The organism is Actinacidiphila sp. bgisy160, from assembly GCF_057707815.1.
The window spans coordinates 121,593-137,595 of record NZ_JBYIQW010000015.1; the positions used below are offsets into that span (position 1 = coordinate 121,593).

General features: G+C 70.0%; 22 protein-coding genes. 11 read left to right on the forward strand and 11 right to left on the reverse strand.

Annotated elements, in window-relative coordinates; all coding sequences use genetic code 11:
* Positions 1–75: 75 nt before the first annotated feature.
* From AC3EUJ_RS15430 to AC3EUJ_RS15440, 3 genes are all read left to right on the forward strand, one after another.
* Positions 76–477, forward strand: coding sequence for a nuclear transport factor 2 family protein (locus tag AC3EUJ_RS15430; protein WP_431961765.1), 402 nt, complete (start codon positions 76–78; stop codon positions 475–477).
* Between the two features lie 67 nt (positions 478–544).
* Positions 545–1,003 (forward strand): nuclear transport factor 2 family protein, encoded by a 459-nt coding sequence (locus tag AC3EUJ_RS15435; protein WP_431961766.1) that lies wholly within the window; start codon positions 545–547, stop codon positions 1,001–1,003.
* Positions 1,004–1,061: 58 nt separating this feature from the next.
* The gene (locus AC3EUJ_RS15440) at positions 1,062–2,294 is read left to right on the forward strand and encodes an epoxide hydrolase family protein (protein WP_431961767.1); all 1,233 of its coding nucleotides are present in this window, start codon (positions 1,062–1,064) and stop codon (positions 2,292–2,294) included.
* Positions 2,295–2,692: 398 nt separating this feature from the next.
* Here the strand turns inward: AC3EUJ_RS15440 and AC3EUJ_RS15445 are convergent, their stop codons facing one another.
* Together AC3EUJ_RS15445 and AC3EUJ_RS15450 are read right to left on the reverse strand one after the other, a co-directional pair.
* Entirely contained in the window at positions 2,693–3,130 is a 438-nt protein-coding gene (locus AC3EUJ_RS15445) for an HflX-like GTP-binding protein (protein WP_431961768.1), read from the reverse strand.
* A 10-nt stretch (positions 3,131–3,140) separates the two neighbouring features.
* Complete coding sequence (locus AC3EUJ_RS15450; protein ID WP_431961769.1) at positions 3,141–3,371, reverse strand: hypothetical protein; 231 nt, start codon at positions 3,369–3,371, stop codon at positions 3,141–3,143.
* A gap of 510 nt (positions 3,372–3,881) precedes the next feature.
* Here AC3EUJ_RS15450 and AC3EUJ_RS15455 point away from each other — a divergent pair.
* The 4 genes from AC3EUJ_RS15455 (at position 3,882) to AC3EUJ_RS15470 (ending at position 6,487) form a co-directional block, all read left to right on the forward strand.
* Positions 3,882–4,355, forward strand: coding sequence for a TetR/AcrR family transcriptional regulator (locus tag AC3EUJ_RS15455; RefSeq protein WP_431961770.1), 474 nt, complete (start codon positions 3,882–3,884; stop codon positions 4,353–4,355).
* Positions 4,313–4,453 carry a hypothetical protein gene (locus tag AC3EUJ_RS15460; RefSeq protein WP_431961771.1) on the forward strand — a complete coding sequence of 47 codons (141 nt, stop codon included), beginning with the start codon at positions 4,313–4,315 and terminating at the stop codon, positions 4,451–4,453. Before AC3EUJ_RS15455 ends, AC3EUJ_RS15460 begins: the two co-directional genes overlap by 43 nt.
* A gap of 84 nt (positions 4,454–4,537) precedes the next feature.
* Positions 4,538–5,332: an SDR family NAD(P)-dependent oxidoreductase gene (locus AC3EUJ_RS15465; RefSeq protein ID WP_431961772.1), complete on the forward strand. Its 795-nt coding sequence runs from the start codon at positions 4,538–4,540 to the stop codon at positions 5,330–5,332.
* Positions 5,333–5,464: 132 nt separating this feature from the next.
* A complete protein-coding gene (locus AC3EUJ_RS15470) occupies positions 5,465–6,487 on the forward strand; it encodes a methyltransferase (RefSeq protein WP_431961773.1) in 1,023 nt (340 codons plus the stop codon).
* A gap of 122 nt (positions 6,488–6,609) precedes the next feature.
* Here the strand turns inward: AC3EUJ_RS15470 and AC3EUJ_RS15475 are convergent, their stop codons facing one another.
* The 7 genes from AC3EUJ_RS15475 to AC3EUJ_RS15505 form a co-directional block, all read right to left on the reverse strand.
* The gene (locus AC3EUJ_RS15475; RefSeq protein ID WP_431961774.1) at positions 6,610–7,275 is read right to left on the reverse strand and encodes a DUF1062 domain-containing protein; all 666 of its coding nucleotides are present in this window, start codon (positions 7,273–7,275) and stop codon (positions 6,610–6,612) included.
* Positions 7,276–7,825: 550 nt separating this feature from the next.
* Positions 7,826–8,083, reverse strand: coding sequence for a hypothetical protein (locus AC3EUJ_RS15480; protein WP_431961775.1), 258 nt, complete (start codon positions 8,081–8,083; stop codon positions 7,826–7,828).
* Between the two features lie 211 nt (positions 8,084–8,294).
* Positions 8,295–8,573: a methyltransferase domain-containing protein gene (locus AC3EUJ_RS15485; protein WP_431961776.1), complete on the reverse strand. Its 279-nt coding sequence runs from the start codon at positions 8,571–8,573 to the stop codon at positions 8,295–8,297.
* Positions 8,574–8,697: 124 nt separating this feature from the next.
* A complete protein-coding gene (locus tag AC3EUJ_RS15490) occupies positions 8,698–9,852 on the reverse strand; it encodes an RNA polymerase sigma factor (RefSeq protein WP_431961797.1) in 1,155 nt (384 codons plus the stop codon).
* Positions 9,853–9,860: 8 nt separating this feature from the next.
* Positions 9,861–10,268 carry a YciI family protein gene (locus tag AC3EUJ_RS15495; protein WP_431961777.1) on the reverse strand — a complete coding sequence of 136 codons (408 nt, stop codon included), beginning with the start codon at positions 10,266–10,268 and terminating at the stop codon, positions 9,861–9,863.
* Between the two features lie 155 nt (positions 10,269–10,423).
* On the reverse strand, positions 10,424–10,678 hold the full coding sequence (locus AC3EUJ_RS15500; protein WP_431961778.1) for a hypothetical protein: 255 nt from the start codon (positions 10,676–10,678) through the stop codon (positions 10,424–10,426).
* A gap of 59 nt (positions 10,679–10,737) precedes the next feature.
* Positions 10,738–11,142: a four-helix bundle copper-binding protein gene (locus AC3EUJ_RS15505; RefSeq protein WP_431961779.1), complete on the reverse strand. Its 405-nt coding sequence runs from the start codon at positions 11,140–11,142 to the stop codon at positions 10,738–10,740.
* A 337-nt stretch (positions 11,143–11,479) separates the two neighbouring features.
* Between AC3EUJ_RS15505 and AC3EUJ_RS15510 the strand changes: the two genes are divergently transcribed.
* On the forward strand, positions 11,480–12,814 hold the full coding sequence (locus AC3EUJ_RS15510; protein ID WP_431961780.1) for an APC family permease: 1,335 nt from the start codon (positions 11,480–11,482) through the stop codon (positions 12,812–12,814).
* On the opposite strand, the gene AC3EUJ_RS15515 is transcribed toward AC3EUJ_RS15510, so the two are convergent.
* Positions 12,771–13,079: an Rv3488 family transcriptional regulator gene (locus AC3EUJ_RS15515; RefSeq protein ID WP_488180959.1), complete on the reverse strand. Its 309-nt coding sequence runs from the start codon at positions 13,077–13,079 to the stop codon at positions 12,771–12,773. The two genes, AC3EUJ_RS15510 and AC3EUJ_RS15515, sit on opposite strands and share 44 nt — an antisense overlap.
* Here AC3EUJ_RS15515 and AC3EUJ_RS15520 point away from each other — a divergent pair.
* The gene (locus AC3EUJ_RS15520) at positions 13,008–13,667 is read left to right on the forward strand and encodes a hypothetical protein (RefSeq protein ID WP_431961782.1); all 660 of its coding nucleotides are present in this window, start codon (positions 13,008–13,010) and stop codon (positions 13,665–13,667) included. The two genes, AC3EUJ_RS15515 and AC3EUJ_RS15520, sit on opposite strands and share 72 nt — an antisense overlap.
* A gap of 186 nt (positions 13,668–13,853) precedes the next feature.
* Here the strand turns inward: AC3EUJ_RS15520 and AC3EUJ_RS15525 are convergent, their stop codons facing one another.
* A complete protein-coding gene (locus tag AC3EUJ_RS15525) occupies positions 13,854–14,312 on the reverse strand; it encodes a MerR family transcriptional regulator (protein WP_431961783.1) in 459 nt (152 codons plus the stop codon).
* Between the two features lie 94 nt (positions 14,313–14,406).
* On the opposite strand from AC3EUJ_RS15525, the gene AC3EUJ_RS15530 reads away from it, so the two are divergent.
* Positions 14,407–15,234 (forward strand): oxidoreductase, encoded by an 828-nt coding sequence (locus AC3EUJ_RS15530; RefSeq protein ID WP_431961784.1) that lies wholly within the window; start codon positions 14,407–14,409, stop codon positions 15,232–15,234.
* Positions 15,235–15,289: 55 nt separating this feature from the next.
* The gene (locus tag AC3EUJ_RS15535; RefSeq protein WP_431961785.1) at positions 15,290–15,526 is read left to right on the forward strand and encodes a hypothetical protein; all 237 of its coding nucleotides are present in this window, start codon (positions 15,290–15,292) and stop codon (positions 15,524–15,526) included.
* Positions 15,527–16,003: the final 477 nt, after the last annotated feature.

The window sequence follows — 16,003 nt, forward strand, 5'->3', positions numbered from 1 at the left end:
CCAAGCGGTCCGGACTGCTCCGTTGCCCGCGGCCCACCCGCCCCAGCGCGCGAGGCCGGAAGGAGAGTGAAACCCATGTCCGTCGACAACGACGCACTGGTCCGTGCATTCGTCGAGGCGTTCGACAGCAAGGACACCGACCGCCTGCTGCCCTTCCTCCACACCGACGTCGTCTTCCGCAACTACGGCGACGACGAGATCCGGGGCCGTGACGCCCTCCTGGAGATGTGGCGGAACGTCTTCAGCACCTTCGAGCAGATCAAGTTCGAGACGGTCCACCAGGCCGTCAACGGCGCCATCGTCATCGCCGAGCAGGTCCACGGCCTCGCCCTTCCGGGCGGGCCGCTCGCCCCGGTGATGAACATGGCCGTCTACGAGATCCGCGACGGCAGGATCGCCGCCTGGCGCGACTACACCAACCCCGTGCACGCCAGCACGCTCCTGGGCCGAGCCGGCCGCTCGCGCCCCGACCGCTGACCCCGGGGGCGCATCCGGCCCGGCCACCGCACCGCCGGGCGACCCCCGACCCCGTAAGGAGAACCAGATGAACGACGTCGAGCGCCTGACCGCGATCGAGGAACTGCGCCGCCTGATGGCGCGGTACGTCCGCTACGCCGACCAGAAGCGGTGGCAGGACCTCGCCGCCCTGTTCACCCCCGACGGCACCTTCACTCCCCACAAGCCCGACGGCTCGGTGTGGCTGCGGATGAACGGCCGTGCGGACATCGCCGCCACGATCGGCGGGAGCAGTGGCCCCGACGACGTCCTGGTCCACCATCTCTTCTCCGACGAGATCGACGTCGAGTCGGCGACCGGCGCCCGCGGCACCTGGTCGATGGAGGACATCATCACCCGGCCCGAGGACGCCGAGACCAACCCGGACTTCCCGTTCAAGGGCATGCACGGCTTCGGGCACTACCACGCCCGCTTCGTCAAGGCCGACGGCGCCTGGTACATCGCCGAGCTCGAGCAGACCCGGCTGCGGCTGGACTTCACCTACTGACCGTGCCCCGTTGCAGGGGCACCCGCATCTTCCCCCTTCACAAGAAAGCAGTGCACTCATGGGTGACAAGAACACGGTTCCGCCGGAACCCTTCACCATCGACGTCGCGCAGGACGTCCTGGACGACCTCACGGACCGCCTGAAGAAGACCCGCTTCTTCGACGACCTGGACAACGAGGAGGAGTACTACGGTGTGAGCACCGCCTACCTCGAGCCGCTCGTCGAGTACTGGGCCGACGGATTCGACTGGCGCGCGGCCGAGAAGCGGTTGAACGCCCATGAGCAGTTCAAGGTGGAGATCGACGGCACCCCCGTCCACTTCGTCCGCAAGCCCGGCAAGGGCCCGAACCCGACCCCGCTGCTGGTCCTGCACGGCTGGCCGTGGCCCGGTGAGTTCAGCTACCCGCTCATCGACCCGCTGGCCGACCCCGTCGCCCACGGCGGCGACCCCGCCGACGCCTTCGACGTGATCATGCCGACCCTGCCCGGCTTCGCGTGGTCCACCCCGGTCACGCGGGGTGACCTGAACTACTGGAAGATCGCCGACATCCTCCACACCCTCATGACCGAGGTGCTCGGCTACGAGAAGTACGGCTCTCTGGGCTCCGACTACGGCGCCCTGGTCAACAGCGCCCTCGGCCACAAGTACGCCGACAGCCTCATCGCGCTGCACTTCGGCCACGACCTGCCGCCGGGCCTCTTCCAGCACGACCGCTACTGGGACCTGACCATGGGCCAGCCCATCCCCGCGGACGCCTCACCGGAACTGCGCGACGACATCAAGAAGTTCCACTCCACCTACGCCTCCCACGTCGCCGTGCACATGCTGGACGCCTCGACCCTGTCGCACGGTCTGAACGACTCCCCGATCGGCATGCTCGCCTGGCTACTGCAGCGGTGGAAGAAGTGGAGCGACAAGAACAACGACTTCGACGCCGCCTTCTCCCGGGACTTCGTCCTGACCCAGGCCACGGTCTTCTGGGTGACGCAGTCCATCGGCAGCTCGATCCGCATGTATCGCAACACGGTCCGTCACCCCTGGGTGCCGTCACACGACCGGCAGCCGGTGGTCGAGGCCCCGGCCGGCTTCACCTTCCTGCTCGGTGACGTCTACCCGCCCGGCGTCCGTACGGTCGAGGAGCGCATCGCCGCCTTCGTGCACGGGCCGTCCCACGACCTGTTCAACGTGGTCAACGTCAACGCCCACCCGAAGGGCGGCCACTTCGGGCACTACGAGAATCCCGAGGCCTTCATCAGGGACGTCCGCGAGACCTTCCGCAAGGTGCGCTGAGGGGCCCCGAACTCGGTCAGGAGGTCGCCGGGGCGGCGCAGAGCCCGGCGATCTCCGCCGCCTGACGGCGCGCCGCGCCCGCGGGTGCGCATCCTCCAGCGAGGCGCGGTGCTGCGGAAGCAGGGCCGACACCGACTTCACCACGACGCTGCTCGTCGTGCTCGGGTACCCGGACGAGACGCGCGTCTCTCGCCGGCCGATCTCGCGCTTCGGCGCCGAGAAGATCTTCACCCACATGTGACGAACTGAGCGGGTGCGCGATCGGCGCGCCTGCCCGGTTCTGCGCAACTCGACTGTCCTGCGCCCGCACTCCTCCTCGACGGGCGCCGGGCAGTCGACCTCTGCCGACCTCGAGGAGGCCAGGATGCAGGACAGTCCAGAACCGTGCGGCCGCGGGGTCAGTCGACAGCGAGGACGTCGGAAAGACTCACGGCAGGGCAACCGAGCATCGTTGTCAGCGTGCGTCGCTGGCGCTCGGTCAAAGTGACGACGAAGATCGCAGCGTCGGCGTCGGCCTGCTCGCAGGCCTCAGCCACCTCGCGGACCTTTCCGTAGCTCAGCAGGGTCCGCGAGGAGAAGGGCAGGCCCATCTTCCGGGCCCCGCCGTCCGAGACGCCGCGTCGCTGCACGATCTGCCCGACGACCCGCGCGCCGCGCGCCGCCAGTTCCGCGGCCGCCGACGCCATGGCCGTGCCGAAGTCCCTCTCCTTCGCGGAGAAGTAGCCGACGACCACCACATCAGCCCCCGTGACCGTGAGCCGCGAAGCCTGGCGCCGGCCGGGCTCCGGCGGCACACGGCGGGCCAGGCGCCGGTCGCGCCTTCGGGGCTGATGCACGCATCACAGGTTAGGTGCCGGGCCGGCTGCGGCGACACGCGTTTTCTCGCTGACCGATGTTCGCGCGCAGGAGCGGAGCGTCCTCGACCTCGGCGAGCCAGATCCATGCGGGGCGGAACCGGTCGGCGTCCAGCTCCTCTCGGGTCCTCGCGGCGGTCAGGGCGGCGGCGGGACCGTCCGCCGGGTAGTCGGTGGCACGGTCGAGGGCGCTGGGGTCCGCGGTGGCGGGAAGACATCGCATCCGGCCCGTGATCTCGACCGGACGGCACCGGAGCAAGGCATTGACCGCTGCCTGCATCGCGGTGGGCGGGGATGGGATGCCGCCTCGTGGAGCGGATCTTGGTGGTGGGTGTCACGGGCGCGGGCAAGTCCACGCTCGCCCGTGTGTTGAGCGGTCGACTCGGCCTGCCGTACCACGAGATGGACGGGCTGTACTTCACCGGCCCCGACTGGGCCGGGTCGTCGACTCCCTGGGCCGTCAGGAGGTTCGTGATCTGCTGCCGGCCTGGTCGGCCTGCTCCCGGCACGCGGGCCGTCGCCTGGAGATCGAGCGCCGTGCCGAAGATCCTCGCTTCGCGCCTCCCGACACCCTCCGCTTCGGGCGCCCGGACGAGGTCGCGACCTGGCCGGCATCCCGCTGACCCCGGTCATTCCGTGTGCGTACCCCTAGATCGCTGCAGGTCAGGGCGCTATAGGTGCCTGCGTCACGTTTACTTTATTGGTCAATCCAGAATCGTGCTACGCTTTTGGCATGGGACGGATGAGGGAGTTCGACGTCGACCGAGCGGTCGGCCGCGCGATGGACCTGTTCTGGCGTCGCGGCTACGCGGAGACCTCCCTGCAGGACCTGCTCGACGAACTGTCGATCGGAAGCGGCAGCTTCTACGCCGCCTTCGGCTCGAAGGGGCGGCTTTACCTCCGGGCCCTGGACCGCTACTCCGCTCTCCAGGCGGACGACCTCGTGGAGATCCTCGAGCGCGCGACCGAGATCCGGCCCGCGGTGCGACAGGTCCTCGTCGCCATGATCGAGGCGGATCTGGCGGACCCCTCCCGGGGCTGCCTCGTGGTCAACACGGCCACTGAAGGCGGGACCGGGCTCCCGGCGGCCGAACTCTCGCGTCGATGCGGCACGTCGAGTCGTCGCTCGCGGCGGCCCTGGAGCGCGCGAAGTCGCGGGGTGAGTTGTCCGCGGACAAGGCCCCGGTCGAGCTGGCCCGCTTCCTGACCACATTCGTCCAGGGTCTCCGTATCGTCGGCCGGGCTCGTCTGGGGCGGGCCTTCGCCGAGGACGCCCTCGCCGTGGCGATGCGCGCCCTGGACTGACCGTAGACGGGCTCCGACTCGCGTCATGCGAGCCGGGTCTCTGCTCACCGTAATTCTGTATTGATCACTCCACAAAGGATTCACATGGAACTGCACCTCAAGGACAAGGTCGCTGTCGTCACCGGCGCCAGCAAGGGCATCGGTCTGGCCGTCGTCGAGGCGATGGCCCGCGAAGGCGTCCGCGTCGTCGCCGGCAGCCGCAACTCCACGCCCGAACTCGACGCGCTGGCCGAGGCGTACGACGTCACGGTCGTGCCCGTCGACCTCGGGACCCCGCAGGGGGCGGCCACCCTGGTCCGCCAGGCCGCGGAGCGCCACAACCGGATCGACATCCTCGTCAACAACGTGGGCGCCGCCGAACCCCGCAACGGGTTCCTCGAGGTCGACGACGCCGACTGGCAGCGGATCTTCGACCTGACGTTCTTCAGCGCCGTCCGCGCCAGCCGCGCCGCACTTCCGTACCTGGTCGAGGCCGAGGGAGCGGCGATCGTCAACATCAGCTCCATCAACGCCCGGACGCCCTTCCCGATGGTCGTCGACTACTCGGCGGCCAAGGCCGCGCTGACGAACCTGAGCAAGTCGCTGTCCGAGGAGTTCGCGCCGAAGGGCGTGCGCGTCAACGCGATCTCTCCCGGCCCGGTCCGCACTCCTTTCTGGACGGCTCCGGGTGCCTTCGCGGACGCCACCGCCGCTGCCGCCGGCACCACCGCGCAGGAGGCCCTGGACGTCGTGGTGCCCCAGAGCATGGGCATCACCTCGGGCCGTATCACCGAGCCGCAGGAGGTCGCCGACCTCACGCTCTTCCTGGCCTCGCCGGTGGCGGGCAACATCAACGGGGCCGAGGTGGTCATCGACGGCGGTCAGATCAAGACCCTCTGACCACCCGGGCCGGCATCGCCCTCCTCCCGTCCCGCCCCCCGCCCGCCCCGCGAGGGGCGACAGTTGCCGGCGAAGCGAGGCCGGGACACATGACCAACCCGAGAATCCGTTGTTGAGCGAGTGGAGACACGTGTGACCGTCGACGAACCGATCACCCCCGAGCCGATCCTGCAGCTGGGCCTGGGATTCATGGCATCGAAGACCCTGCTGAGCGCGGTGGAGTTGCAGATCTTCACCGTCCTGGCGCACGGCGGCCGGGATCGTGCGTCCCTCGCCGGCGAAGTGGGGCTCCATCCGCGGTCCGCCGCGGATTTCCTGGACGGCCTCGTGTCGCTGGGCCTGCTGAACCGAGACGATGACGGCGTCTACCACAACAGCCCCGCGGCCGACGTGTTCCTGGACCAGGCCAAGCCCTCCTACGTCGGCGGAATCCTGGAGATGGCCAACGCCCGTCTCTTCGGCTTCTGGGACAACCTCACCGACGCCCTGAGAACCGGCATCCAGCAGAACGAGGTCACGCACACCGGGGCGCCCTTCTTCGCGACGCTGAGCCAAGACCCCGTCGCGTGGCGGAACTTCCTGAACGGCATGAACGGTGTCAGCACACCCCTCGCCGGCGCACTCGCGGCCGACTTCGACTGGACCGGCCGCCGGCACGTCGTCGACCTCGGCGGCGCGCTCGGCGCCGTGCCCGCCGCAGTGCTGCGATCCCACCCCGAGATGACCGGCGCCGTCTTCGAACTGCCGCCGGTGCGCCCGGTATTCGAGGACTTCGCCGCCGCTCACGGCCTGTCCGACCGCCTCTCCTTCCACGGCGGCGACTTCTTCTCCGACCCGCTTCCTCCGGCCGACGTCTACGTCATGGGGCAGATCCTCCACGACTGGAACCCCGAGCAGCGGCAGTTCCTGCTCCGCAAGGCCTACGACGCCCTGCCCGAGGGCGGCACGCTGATCGTCTACGACGCCATGATCGACGACGACCGACGCCACAACACCTACGGCTTCATGGTCTCGCTGAACATGCTCATCGACACGGAAGCCGGCTCCGAGTACACCGTCGCGGACGTGACTCAGTGGCTGAGGGCGGCCGGCTTCTCCAAGACGAACGCTCGCCCCCTCATCGGCGGCTACACGGCCGTATACGCCACCAAGTGATTCGTCTTCGAGCCTGTGCGTGAGCGCGAAGCCCCCGGCAGCAGTGAGTCTCGGCCAGAGATCCACCGCTGACGACGGGCTTCGCGCGTCGTACCCCGATTCGGGCACCGGTCAGGCGGCGGCTACCCGTCGGCGAGGACGTAGAAGGTGAAGTCTTCGCGTGCCTTCGCGTCAACGGCCATGGGCAGGCGGATGCGCCCGGAGTCGACCATGTCCCGCACAGTGGACCGGCTCAAGCCGAACCCGGTCATGAGGAGCTTCTCGACCCTGATCGGCGCCGGGAGTTCGAACCTGAGGACGACCTCGAGCGATGTGCGGTCCTCATGCGCGAGTTCATAGAACGGCATGTCGGTCTGCAGCTCCCATGTACCGCGCCAGTCGAGGCGGTACGAGGCCTTGCCGGCCAGTGCCCCGTCCATCGCCAGATGTCGCACCATGGCCGGGTCATTGTTCTCGAACATCAGCAGCCGCCGGCTGTCGAGCGTCTGGACGTGGACGCGCTCGTGCACGGGGATCTTCGACGTCCGGCCGCACAGCTCGCAGCCGATCAGTATCCAGACGTCGAGGAGCTTGCCGCTCGCGTTCACGCGGATCTTCCCGGTGGGATGGTGACGCGTGGACCTGCACGACACGCAGGCCTTGACGACGGCGGGCAGACCGAGCTCCCTGATCACCCACAGTGCCTTCCGGTCGACGTCGGTTCCGCCACCTTCAACGGGCACACGGGCAGGACGAGAATGGGTCATGGCTTCGGCGAACTCCAGGCTTGCGGGGAAGGCATCGCGCATCGCATTGCGGCGCGGTGAATCGCCCTCCGGATCCAGTGGCGTACGGCCGGGGCGCCTCAGAGCGGCACACCGGCCGGCGCGACGTGGCGTGTCACGTCGCGTGAAGGAAGCCCGCGCCGATCACAAGGTGCGGGCTTCGAACGGCACGCCGGAGGGGGACGGGGAGTGACTCGAACCCGTCTTCATTCCGTACGTGCGCCACTGATCACAGATCCATGCCTGGGATGATGTGCGACCAGCGGGCCGTCAGGCAAACGGTTTTCCGGTGTCGGATCAGCGACGCGCTCCAGCCGCCCCGGGCGGCGACGCGCAAGGCCCCTTGGCGCAGGCCGAAACCGCAGGGATCACGAGGATGTGCGACTCCGGGACACCGGTCAGCCTGCTGCCGGCGGACGAGATGTCCTTGACCGGCTGTGAACCGTAGGTGGCCACCGCAGATGCCGCAGGTCGACGGCTCTGCGTGGGCGGCGGCTCCTGCCCAGGCGCAGCCGCCCGGAAGCCCTGAGGACCTCGGTGCCCTCTCGGCCGCCCAGGGTGACTCACCGTGTCGCTATGGCGTGAGCGTGACGCGGACGGACCCCTCGGTGGCCGACCACGACAGGCCGTTGTGCATCATCCTGGCGCCGTCGGTCAGCATGCGGGCAGCCATGGCGGTAACCGACTCGGCTAGGTCCGAGGCGCTCGCCGGCACGCGCTTGCGTGCCCGGTCGGCGGTCATGTACAGGGCCCGGATCGCCGCATCGATGTCGTCCACCTCCTGGCTGGCAGAGGGGCCAGGCTCGATCTCCCAGTACATCTGCATCGTCATCGCCCCTTGCCTGGAACGCGCGGCAGCCACAGCCACAGGATGCCGGTTGAAAGGCCGAGTCGCATGCTGACTGAGCCGCCTCTGACGCACGCAGATGTTCCCGCCACAGGCGTTCCGCGGTGGCCTGGTGCGCGCTCGATCGTCGCACCGGCACAGTGGAAGACCGGTCATCAGGGGGCGCGGGCCGTCGAGCGAAGCGGGCGCGCCGTGCTCAGCGGCAGCAGATCACGCTGACCGGGGTGAACGACGCGTAGGAGGTCCACCTGGCGCGGTCCTTCGTGCGTTCGCGAGCCCGCGCAAGCATGCCCGAGGCACGGTCGGCACCGATCACCGTGCCACCGACCCCGACACGTTCCGCCAGCGCCGGGAGACCGGTGCCGGGACCGCGCCCCACATCCGACGCCGACTGGCCCGCCTGGACGTCCAACGGTTCGAGCAGCTTCCGCTTGGCAGCCTGATCGGGCCGGGGCACACCGGGAGTCGACGCCATGCCGGCGAGTCGAACACTCCGGTTCCGCGACCGGTGTCATTTCCCGCGAACATCCGCGCCGCCCGCGCAGGGCGCGCGCCCGGCAACGGGGTCCCGGCCACAGTCAAAGGGCCGTACCGATCTGTCAGCGTCCCCGGCGGGAGTTGAGGCGGGCGGCCTGGCGGGTCAGGTGGTCGCGTTCGGCGAGGTTGGGTGCCTTGCCGGCCGCCTCGGCGTACAGGCGTGCCGCCGTCGCCAGGTCCCCGTCGCGCTCGTGCAGGTACGCCGCCACCGCCGCGTACCGGGGCAGCGAGTCGTCCAGCGCCGCGAGCGCCGCGAGCGCCGCCAGGCCGGCCCGCGGCCCGTCCGCCTCGCCGACGGCCACCGCGCGGTTGAGCCGGACGACGGGGCTGTCCGTCAGGCCCGCCAGTTCGTCGTACCACTCGACGATCTGCACCCAGTCGGTCTCCCCGGCGGTGGGCGCGTCGGCGTGCAGCGCCGCGACGGCGGCCTGGGCCTGGAACTCGCCCAGCCGGTCGCGGGCCAGGGCCGCCTGCAGGATCTCGACGCCCTCGGCGATCGCCTTGGTGTCCCACCGGCGGCGGTCCTGCTCGGAGAGCGGCACCAGGCTCCCGTCGGGCGCGGTCCGGGCGGCTCGCCGGGCGTGGTGGAGCAGCATGAGGGCGAGCAGCCCCGCCACCTCGGGATGGTCGATCGCAGCTGCGAGTTGGCGCGTGAGGCGGATGGCCTCTGCGGCGAGGTCGACGTCACCGGAGTAACCCTCGTTGAAGACCAGGTAGAGGACCCGCAGCACGGTGGCGACATCGCCGGGCTGGTCGAACCGCACACCGGAGACGGTGCGCTTGGCGCGGCTGATGCGCTGCGCCATCGTCGCCTCGGGCACAAGGTAGGCCTGGGCGATCTGGCGGGTGGTCAGCCCACCCACGGCGCGCAGCGTGAGCGCGACCGCGGACGACGGCGTCAGCGACGGGTGGGCGCACAGGAAGTACAACTGGAGCGTGTCGTCAGCCGCTGGCGTGGGCCCGGGAGCCGGCTCCCGGTCGAGGAGGTCCTCACGCCGGCGGCGGGCGGTCTCCGACCGCGTCGCGTCCAGGAACCGGCGCCAGGCCACGGTGACCAGCCAGCCCTTCGGGTCCCGCGGCGGGTCGGCCGGCCAGACACGGACCGCCTCGATCAAGGCGTCCTGCACCGCGTCCTCGGCCGCCGCGAAGTCGGCTCCGCGGCGGACGAGGACGGCGAGGACCCCGGGCGTGAGGCCGCGGAGCTGTGCCTCGTTCATGGGAGTGGTCATTCGGTGATGGTGGGCGGGCCGGTGAGGAAGGGGCGGACCTCGAGCCATTCGTGGATGGGCCGGCCGCCGGCGCCGGGGGCGGCGGAGAGTTCTGCGGCGAGGTCGACGGCGCGCTGGTGGGTGTCGACGTCGATGATCATCCAGCCGGCGATGAGGTCCTTGGTCTCGGCGAAGGGGCCGTCGGTGACCGGGGGGCGGCCTTCGCCGTCGTAGCGGACCCAGGCTCCCTCGGGGGCGAGGGCCTGGCCGTCGACGAACTCGCCGGTCTTCTCCAGGCGGGCGGCGAAGTCCTGCATGTACTGGATGTGGTCGGAGATCTCCTGGGGCGTCCACTGGTCCATCGGCACGTCGTTCACCGCCGCCGGTGCGCCGCGGTAGTGCTTGAGGAGCAGGTACTTGGCCATGGTGGTTCTCCTTGGTGCCGGTGCGACCCATTGTGGTCGCCTTCACCACGGGGACGGAGCCGTCCACGGGTTCTCGACATCACCGCCCAAGATCTTCTCGGGATTCACGTCGACGGGCTTCGGTCCCCCCGAGGAACGGTCGTCTGCGGCGGATGTCACCGGCGCGAAGGCTTCGGCCGCGTCCGGCCGGCCCGGACGGTGGACGGCCGTACGGGCCCCGGGGGCCCCGCCGACCAGCGTTCAGGCCCGCAGCCGAGCCGTACGAAGGCGAGGCCGTAGAAGGACAGGATCACGTCGACGGAGACGTGCGGCAGTTGCTCCCAGGCGGTGTCGGCGATCACGGCCCGCGCCGGAGGCGGCAGGGAGCCGGCGGGAACGTCAGCAGGGTCGACGGTTGTCTCGTTGGTCACGGCCGCAGTGTTCCGGCCGGCTCCGACTTCACCCGCACCGATCAGCGCAGCGGACGAGGTCAGCCGAGGGCCTGGAGCAGGTCGTTGCAGGCCCGCTCGCAGGAGCGGCAGGCTTCCGAGCAGATGCGGCAGTGTTCCATCCCGGTATGGCGGCCGCACTCGTCGGCGCAGGCTTTGCACGCGGTCGCGCACGCCTGGAGGATCGCGCGGGTGACGTTGGCGTCGTACCCGGTGTGGCGGGACAGGACGGACGCCGTGGCGGTGCAGATGTCCGCGCAGTCCATGTCGGTGCGTATGCACTTCGCGAGGTCGCCCACCATGCCCTCGGAGAGGCAGGCGTCCGCACAGGCGGTACAGGCCTGCGCGCAGGCGATGCACTCCTCGATGCAGTGGCTGAGCTTTTCCCGGTCGACGCTGCCGAGGTCGGCCGGATAGGTCGCCAGCATGTCCTTGACTGTGGTCATCGGTCGGCTCCTTTCCCTGCCGGGACCGGCGGGGGCGTGCGACCGCCGCGTCAACGGTCCCGACACTGGGCGGCTAGCCCGCCTGGCCCGTCGCAAACGTGCGGGAACCGCCACTGCGCCAGGTTCTCGCTCCCCATGGCTGAGGCCGGATACCGCGGGCAGCGCAGCTGACCACACCCCCGCGTCCATCTGCCGTTCTCCCTGCGTTTCCCTCACCCGGTCACCCTGAGGCCGCCCCACAGGCCGACGGCGCCAGCGGCTGAGCCGCGAGGTCATATATCGTCATTCGATATCGGGCCCCGTCAGGTCTGGAGATGCCGTCACAAGGGAGCAGGCCATGAGCAAGGGATCGGCGGCAGCCGGCGTTCCCGATCAGCTGGAGCGTCGGCTGGGCGTGGTGGACGCCGTGGTGATCGGCCTGGGTTCCATGATCGGCGCGGGAATCTTCGCGGCGCTCGCCCCAGCCGCACACGCGGCGGGCTCCGGGCTGCTGGTGGGTCTGGCGGTGGCCGCGGTGGTGGCCTACTGCAACGCCACGTCCTCGGCGCGCCTGGCCGCCCGGTATCCGGCTTCGGGAGGCACATATGTCTACGGCCGCGAGCGGCTGGGCGCGTTCTGGGGGTACCTCGCCGGCTGGGCGTTCGTGGTCGGCAAGACCGCCTCGTGCGCGGCGATGGCGCTGACCGTCGGTGCCTACGTGTGGCCGGGGCAGGCACACGCCGTGGCGGTGGGGGCCGTGGTGGCGCTGACCGCCGTCAACTACGTCGGTGTGCAGAAGTCGGCATGGCTGACCCGCGTGATCGTCGCGATCGTGCTGGCCGTGCTCGCCGCCGTCGTGGTCGCCTCGCTGACCTCGGACGCCGCCGATGCGGCCCGGCTGGACGTCGGCGCGGACGCCTCGGCCGGTGGGGTGCTGCAGGCCGCCGGCCTGCTGTTCTTCGCTTTCGCCGGTTACGCCCGCATCGCGACCCTCGGCGAGGAGGTGCGTGATCCGGCACGCACCATCCCCCGCGCCATCCCCATCGCGCTCGGCATCACCCTGGCCGTCTACGCGCTGGTGGCCGTCTCCGTGCTCACGGTGCTCGGCCCCGACCACCTCGGTGCCGCGGCCGCGCCGCTGTCGGACGCGGTCCGGGCCGCCGGCGCCGACTGGCTGGCGCCCGTGGTCCGCGTCGGCGCGGCCGTGGCCGCCCTGGGCTCGCTGCTCGCGCTGATCCTCGGCGTCTCACGGACCACCTTGGCGATGGCCCGCGACCGGCACCTGCCGCACGCCCTGTCGACCGTGCATCCGCGGTTCAAGGTCCCGCACCGGGCCGAACTCGTGGTCGGCGCGGTCGTCGCGGTGCTGGCTGCCGTAGCGGATGTGCGCGGCGCGATCGGGTTCTCGTCCTTCGGCGTGCTCGCCTACTACGCCATCGCCAACGCCTCCGCCTGGACGCTCACCCCGCAGGAGGGGCGACCGGCACGGGCCATTCCGGTCGTGGGCGCCGCCGGCTGTCTGGCGCTCGCCTTCGCCCTGCCGCTGTCCTCGGTCGTCTCCGGCGCCGCGGTGCTGGCCGCCGGCGCGGCCGCCTACGGCATCCGTCGTACACTCCTCCGGCGGCAGGCCACATACCCGCCCAAGCGGACTACGAGGCGTCGCCGCCGAGGACTTCGTCGGCCAGCTCTTTGAGCGCCCTGCGGTCCTCGGCGAGCGCCTTCCTCCCGGCCTCGGTGGCCTTGTAGACGCGCCGGGTGCGGCCGTTCACCACCCGCTGCTCCGAGACCAGCAGGCCGTCGGCCTCCAACCGGTGCAGCGTGGGGTAGAGCGTGCCGGGGCTGATCCGGTAACCGTGCCGGGCCAATTCCTCGGTCATCCAGGCCCCGTGGATCTCCGCTTCGGCAGCGTGATGCAGGATGTGCAGCCGCACCGCCGCCCGCTGGAACTCCCGCATCATCCACCTCCGCGCAGGCCCCGCTGTGACGAAACCGATATCGGTTTGCGAGTCTACGCCACGCTGTTTCCGCCGGCCCTCAGCGTTGCTGCGCTCCTCGGAACGCTGGCAGCCATTCTGCGGACGCCTCGGCGCGTGCGGCCATTCGTCGGCGTCGTGTGCTGTCCACTGCTCTTCGCGGCCTGCTATCGGGCTTACACGCTTGCACCGATGCTGAAGTGCTGGAATCACAATTCCATCGCGCGCCAGACGGACGGCTCCTACGACTGCGCCGACCGCTGCATCTGGTCTTGGCCTTCCGCTGCTGCGACGTCGCCCGGCGCCGGACGTGAACGCCCCGGGATCGCGGCCGGCCACGTCCGCCTCGTCGCCGCAGGCCGGCCGACCGACGTGCCGAACCACCTGCGGACTAACCGGATCCAGGACGGGCCCCGCCACTCGAATGCACGGACCAACGTTGATCAGGCGACGGAGTGCCATGGCGCCGCGCGGCCGAAGTGCTTCGACCTGCTCCGCAAGCCCTCGGCCGGAAGCGCCCGCCCTCGTCGGAAGAGTTTCGGTCGCTGGGTTTCGGCGGCCGCCGTGAGGTAAGGCGACCTCGCAGAGCCGCCCTTCCCGCCCCTTGGCGGACTGCCTCACGCAGGCCGAAGTGCCGGGCGCTCGAGGGCGGTACGCGACTTGATGTCCGGTTCGTGGTCGCCTGAACGTGTGGCCGTGGGGAACCGGGCCGGTCAACGGGTTCGGCCGTGCTGGAGTAGCGGGGTGAGCGACATCAACTCACGTCCCGCCCTCTGACGGATGGCACTCCTGGTGAGTGCTGGCCTGGGCTGCCGCATCCGGGTGGGACGGATTCCAGAGCCGGTCGGCCTCGCCGCGGACGACATGGTCCTCGTAGATCCTCACCTTGTGCCGCATCACGTCCAGGGTCTCTTGCAGCTCCCGGATCTGCGCCTCCACGTGGGTTTCGTGCCGGCGTAGCAATTCCAGCCGCTCATGTTCGTTGCCCGGGCCCTGACCGACCAGCTCGATGTATTGCCGGATCGTGGCCAGTGACATGCCGGAGGAGCGCAACTTCGTGCAGATCTCCAGCCACTCCAGATCTTCCTCGTGATAGATCCGACGGCCGTTGGACAGGCGGCGCACCGGGTTGGCGAACAGGCCCTCCCGCTCGTAGAACCGCAGCGCGTGAACGCTCAGCCCACTGCGCTCTGCCACCTCGCCGATGCTCAGGTCCATGAGTGACTCCCGTCACGCAGCTCTTGATCTAGACCCGACTCTAGCTTCTAGCGTCGAGTTGTCGGCCAATCGGGCCATTGGAATAGGGGAGAACATGAGCGTTTGGTTTGTTACCGGTGCATCGCGCGGGCTCGGCGCGGAGATCACCCGTGAGGCGCTGGACCGAGGGCATAGCGTGATCGCTACGGCGAGGGACGTGTCGGCGGTGCTCGAGGCGCACCCGGAAAAGCCGGACGGACTGCTGGCGATGAACGCGGACGTGACCGAACCGGAGCAGTTGACGGCCGCGGTGGAGGCTGGCCTGGCGGAGTTCGGTCGGATCGACATCGTGGCCAACAACGCCGGTTACGGCCTCGTGGGCGCGATCGAGGAGACCTCCGACAAGGCTGCCCGGGATCTGTTCGACGTCAACGTGTTCGGCGTGCTCAACACGTTGCGGGCGACCCTACCGACGTTGCGTGCTCAGCGATCCGGACATGTCGTGAACATCGGTTCCGTGGGCGGCTTCGCCACCGCTCCGGCGGCGGGCCTGTACGGCGCGTCGAAATTCGCCCTCGAGGGCATCTCCGAGGCACTGCACGGCGAGCTGGCCCCGCTTGGCGTCCGCGTCACGATCATAGAGCCGGGCGGCTTTCGCACCGACTTCCTCAACAGCTCCAGCATCCAGGTCGAACCAGCCGCCATCGTCGACTACGCCGCCGGCGCGGGACCGGTGCGCGAGGCACTGGCCAAAAACGACGGCCGCCAGCCGGGCGATCCGGCGAAGGGAGCCAAAGCCATCGTCGACGTCACCGAGGTTGCCAAGCCGCCGCTGCGCCTGCAGTTGGGCGCGGACGCGGTCGAGCGCGTCGAGGCAAAGCTGGATCTGGTGCGACGTGAACTCGACCAATGGCGCCACGTCGCACTCTCCACCGCCATCTGAGTCTCAGAGGGTGGTACGCGACCCGAAGGCCGTCGTGAGTTGCGTTGGGTGAGGTGTGCTGGTCGCGGAGGCGCTGGATGTCCTACGGCCGGTTCTGGGTGAACAATCCGGGCTCGGTCTCGGTGAGGATGCCACGGGCGACGAGACGCTTGAGCCTGGAGCGGACGCCTTCGATATTCTTCGGCAGCAGCCCGAGGTCGAGGGCTTCGCACAGGTCACGGGCGCGCAGGGGCCGCTGTTTCTCACCGGCTCGATCAGCGCCCACCGCTCATCGGATAAGTCATTCTTGTAGGACTTGCGCTCACTCACCCCGCCACTCCAGCACGGCCGAACCCGATGACCGGCCCGGAGTCCCCACAGTCACACCTTCAGGCCATAACGAACCGGACATCAAGTCGCGTACCGCCCTCTCAATGCTTCGGTCGGCGAGGAGGTCAGGATGGACGCGACGCCCCGCGCGCGTCATCCCGCAGAGAAAGCCCCGGTCAGCGGCATCCATGAGGACACCCGCGGCAACAGTCTCCGCTTCACCGTAGGGACGTCCGGGGCCGTACCCTCCCGCCTGACCCGAAAGGGGGAGCGGAGCCCGTAGGCCCCCGGTCGCCCGCCCGGCCATCAAGGCGTCGGGGCCGGCCGGGCGGGCCCGCGGACGCGGCCCCGCCGGCGTTCACCGCCCTGGCCACGGCGGGGCCGCCCGACACGGGCCGGGCAATGCTGCGGGAGGACTGATCACCAGTCAGGGCCGTCGGCCGGCGGGGCTGGTGGCCTA

What these genes read in the sequence shown, in the direction of transcription:
- AC3EUJ_RS15430 (WP_431961765.1), top strand. Translation starts at nt 76, where the DNA reads ATGTCCGTCGACAACGACGCACTGGTCCGTGCATTCGTCGAGGCGTTC.
- AC3EUJ_RS15435 (WP_431961766.1), top strand. Translation starts at nt 545, where the DNA reads ATGAACGACGTCGAGCGCCTGACCGCGATCGAGGAACTGCGCCGCCTG.
- AC3EUJ_RS15440 (WP_431961767.1), top strand. Translation starts at nt 1,062, where the DNA reads ATGGGTGACAAGAACACGGTTCCGCCGGAACCCTTCACCATCGACGTC.
- AC3EUJ_RS15450 (WP_431961769.1), bottom strand. Translation starts at nt 3,371, where the DNA reads ATGCGATGTCTTCCCGCCACCGCGGACCCCAGCGCCCTCGACCGTGCC.
- AC3EUJ_RS15455 (WP_431961770.1), top strand. Translation starts at nt 3,882, where the DNA reads ATGGGACGGATGAGGGAGTTCGACGTCGACCGAGCGGTCGGCCGCGCG.
- AC3EUJ_RS15465 (WP_431961772.1), top strand. Translation starts at nt 4,538, where the DNA reads ATGGAACTGCACCTCAAGGACAAGGTCGCTGTCGTCACCGGCGCCAGC.
- AC3EUJ_RS15475 (WP_431961774.1), bottom strand. Translation starts at nt 7,275, where the DNA reads ATGCGCGATGCCTTCCCCGCAAGCCTGGAGTTCGCCGAAGCCATGACC.
- AC3EUJ_RS15480 (WP_431961775.1), bottom strand. Translation starts at nt 8,083, where the DNA reads ATGACGATGCAGATGTACTGGGAGATCGAGCCTGGCCCCTCTGCCAGC.
- AC3EUJ_RS15485 (WP_431961776.1), bottom strand. Translation starts at nt 8,573, where the DNA reads ATGGCGTCGACTCCCGGTGTGCCCCGGCCCGATCAGGCTGCCAAGCGG.
- AC3EUJ_RS15490 (WP_431961797.1), bottom strand. Translation starts at nt 9,852, where the DNA reads ATGAACGAGGCACAGCTCCGCGGCCTCACGCCCGGGGTCCTCGCCGTC.
- AC3EUJ_RS15495 (WP_431961777.1), bottom strand. Translation starts at nt 10,268, where the DNA reads ATGGCCAAGTACCTGCTCCTCAAGCACTACCGCGGCGCACCGGCGGCG.
- AC3EUJ_RS15505 (WP_431961779.1), bottom strand. Translation starts at nt 11,142, where the DNA reads ATGACCACAGTCAAGGACATGCTGGCGACCTATCCGGCCGACCTCGGC.
- AC3EUJ_RS15510 (WP_431961780.1), top strand. Translation starts at nt 11,480, where the DNA reads ATGAGCAAGGGATCGGCGGCAGCCGGCGTTCCCGATCAGCTGGAGCGT.
- AC3EUJ_RS15515 (WP_488180959.1), bottom strand. Translation starts at nt 13,079, where the DNA reads ATGATGCGGGAGTTCCAGCGGGCGGCGGTGCGGCTGCACATCCTGCAT.
- AC3EUJ_RS15525 (WP_431961783.1), bottom strand. Translation starts at nt 14,312, where the DNA reads ATGGACCTGAGCATCGGCGAGGTGGCAGAGCGCAGTGGGCTGAGCGTT.
- AC3EUJ_RS15530 (WP_431961784.1), top strand. Translation starts at nt 14,407, where the DNA reads ATGAGCGTTTGGTTTGTTACCGGTGCATCGCGCGGGCTCGGCGCGGAG.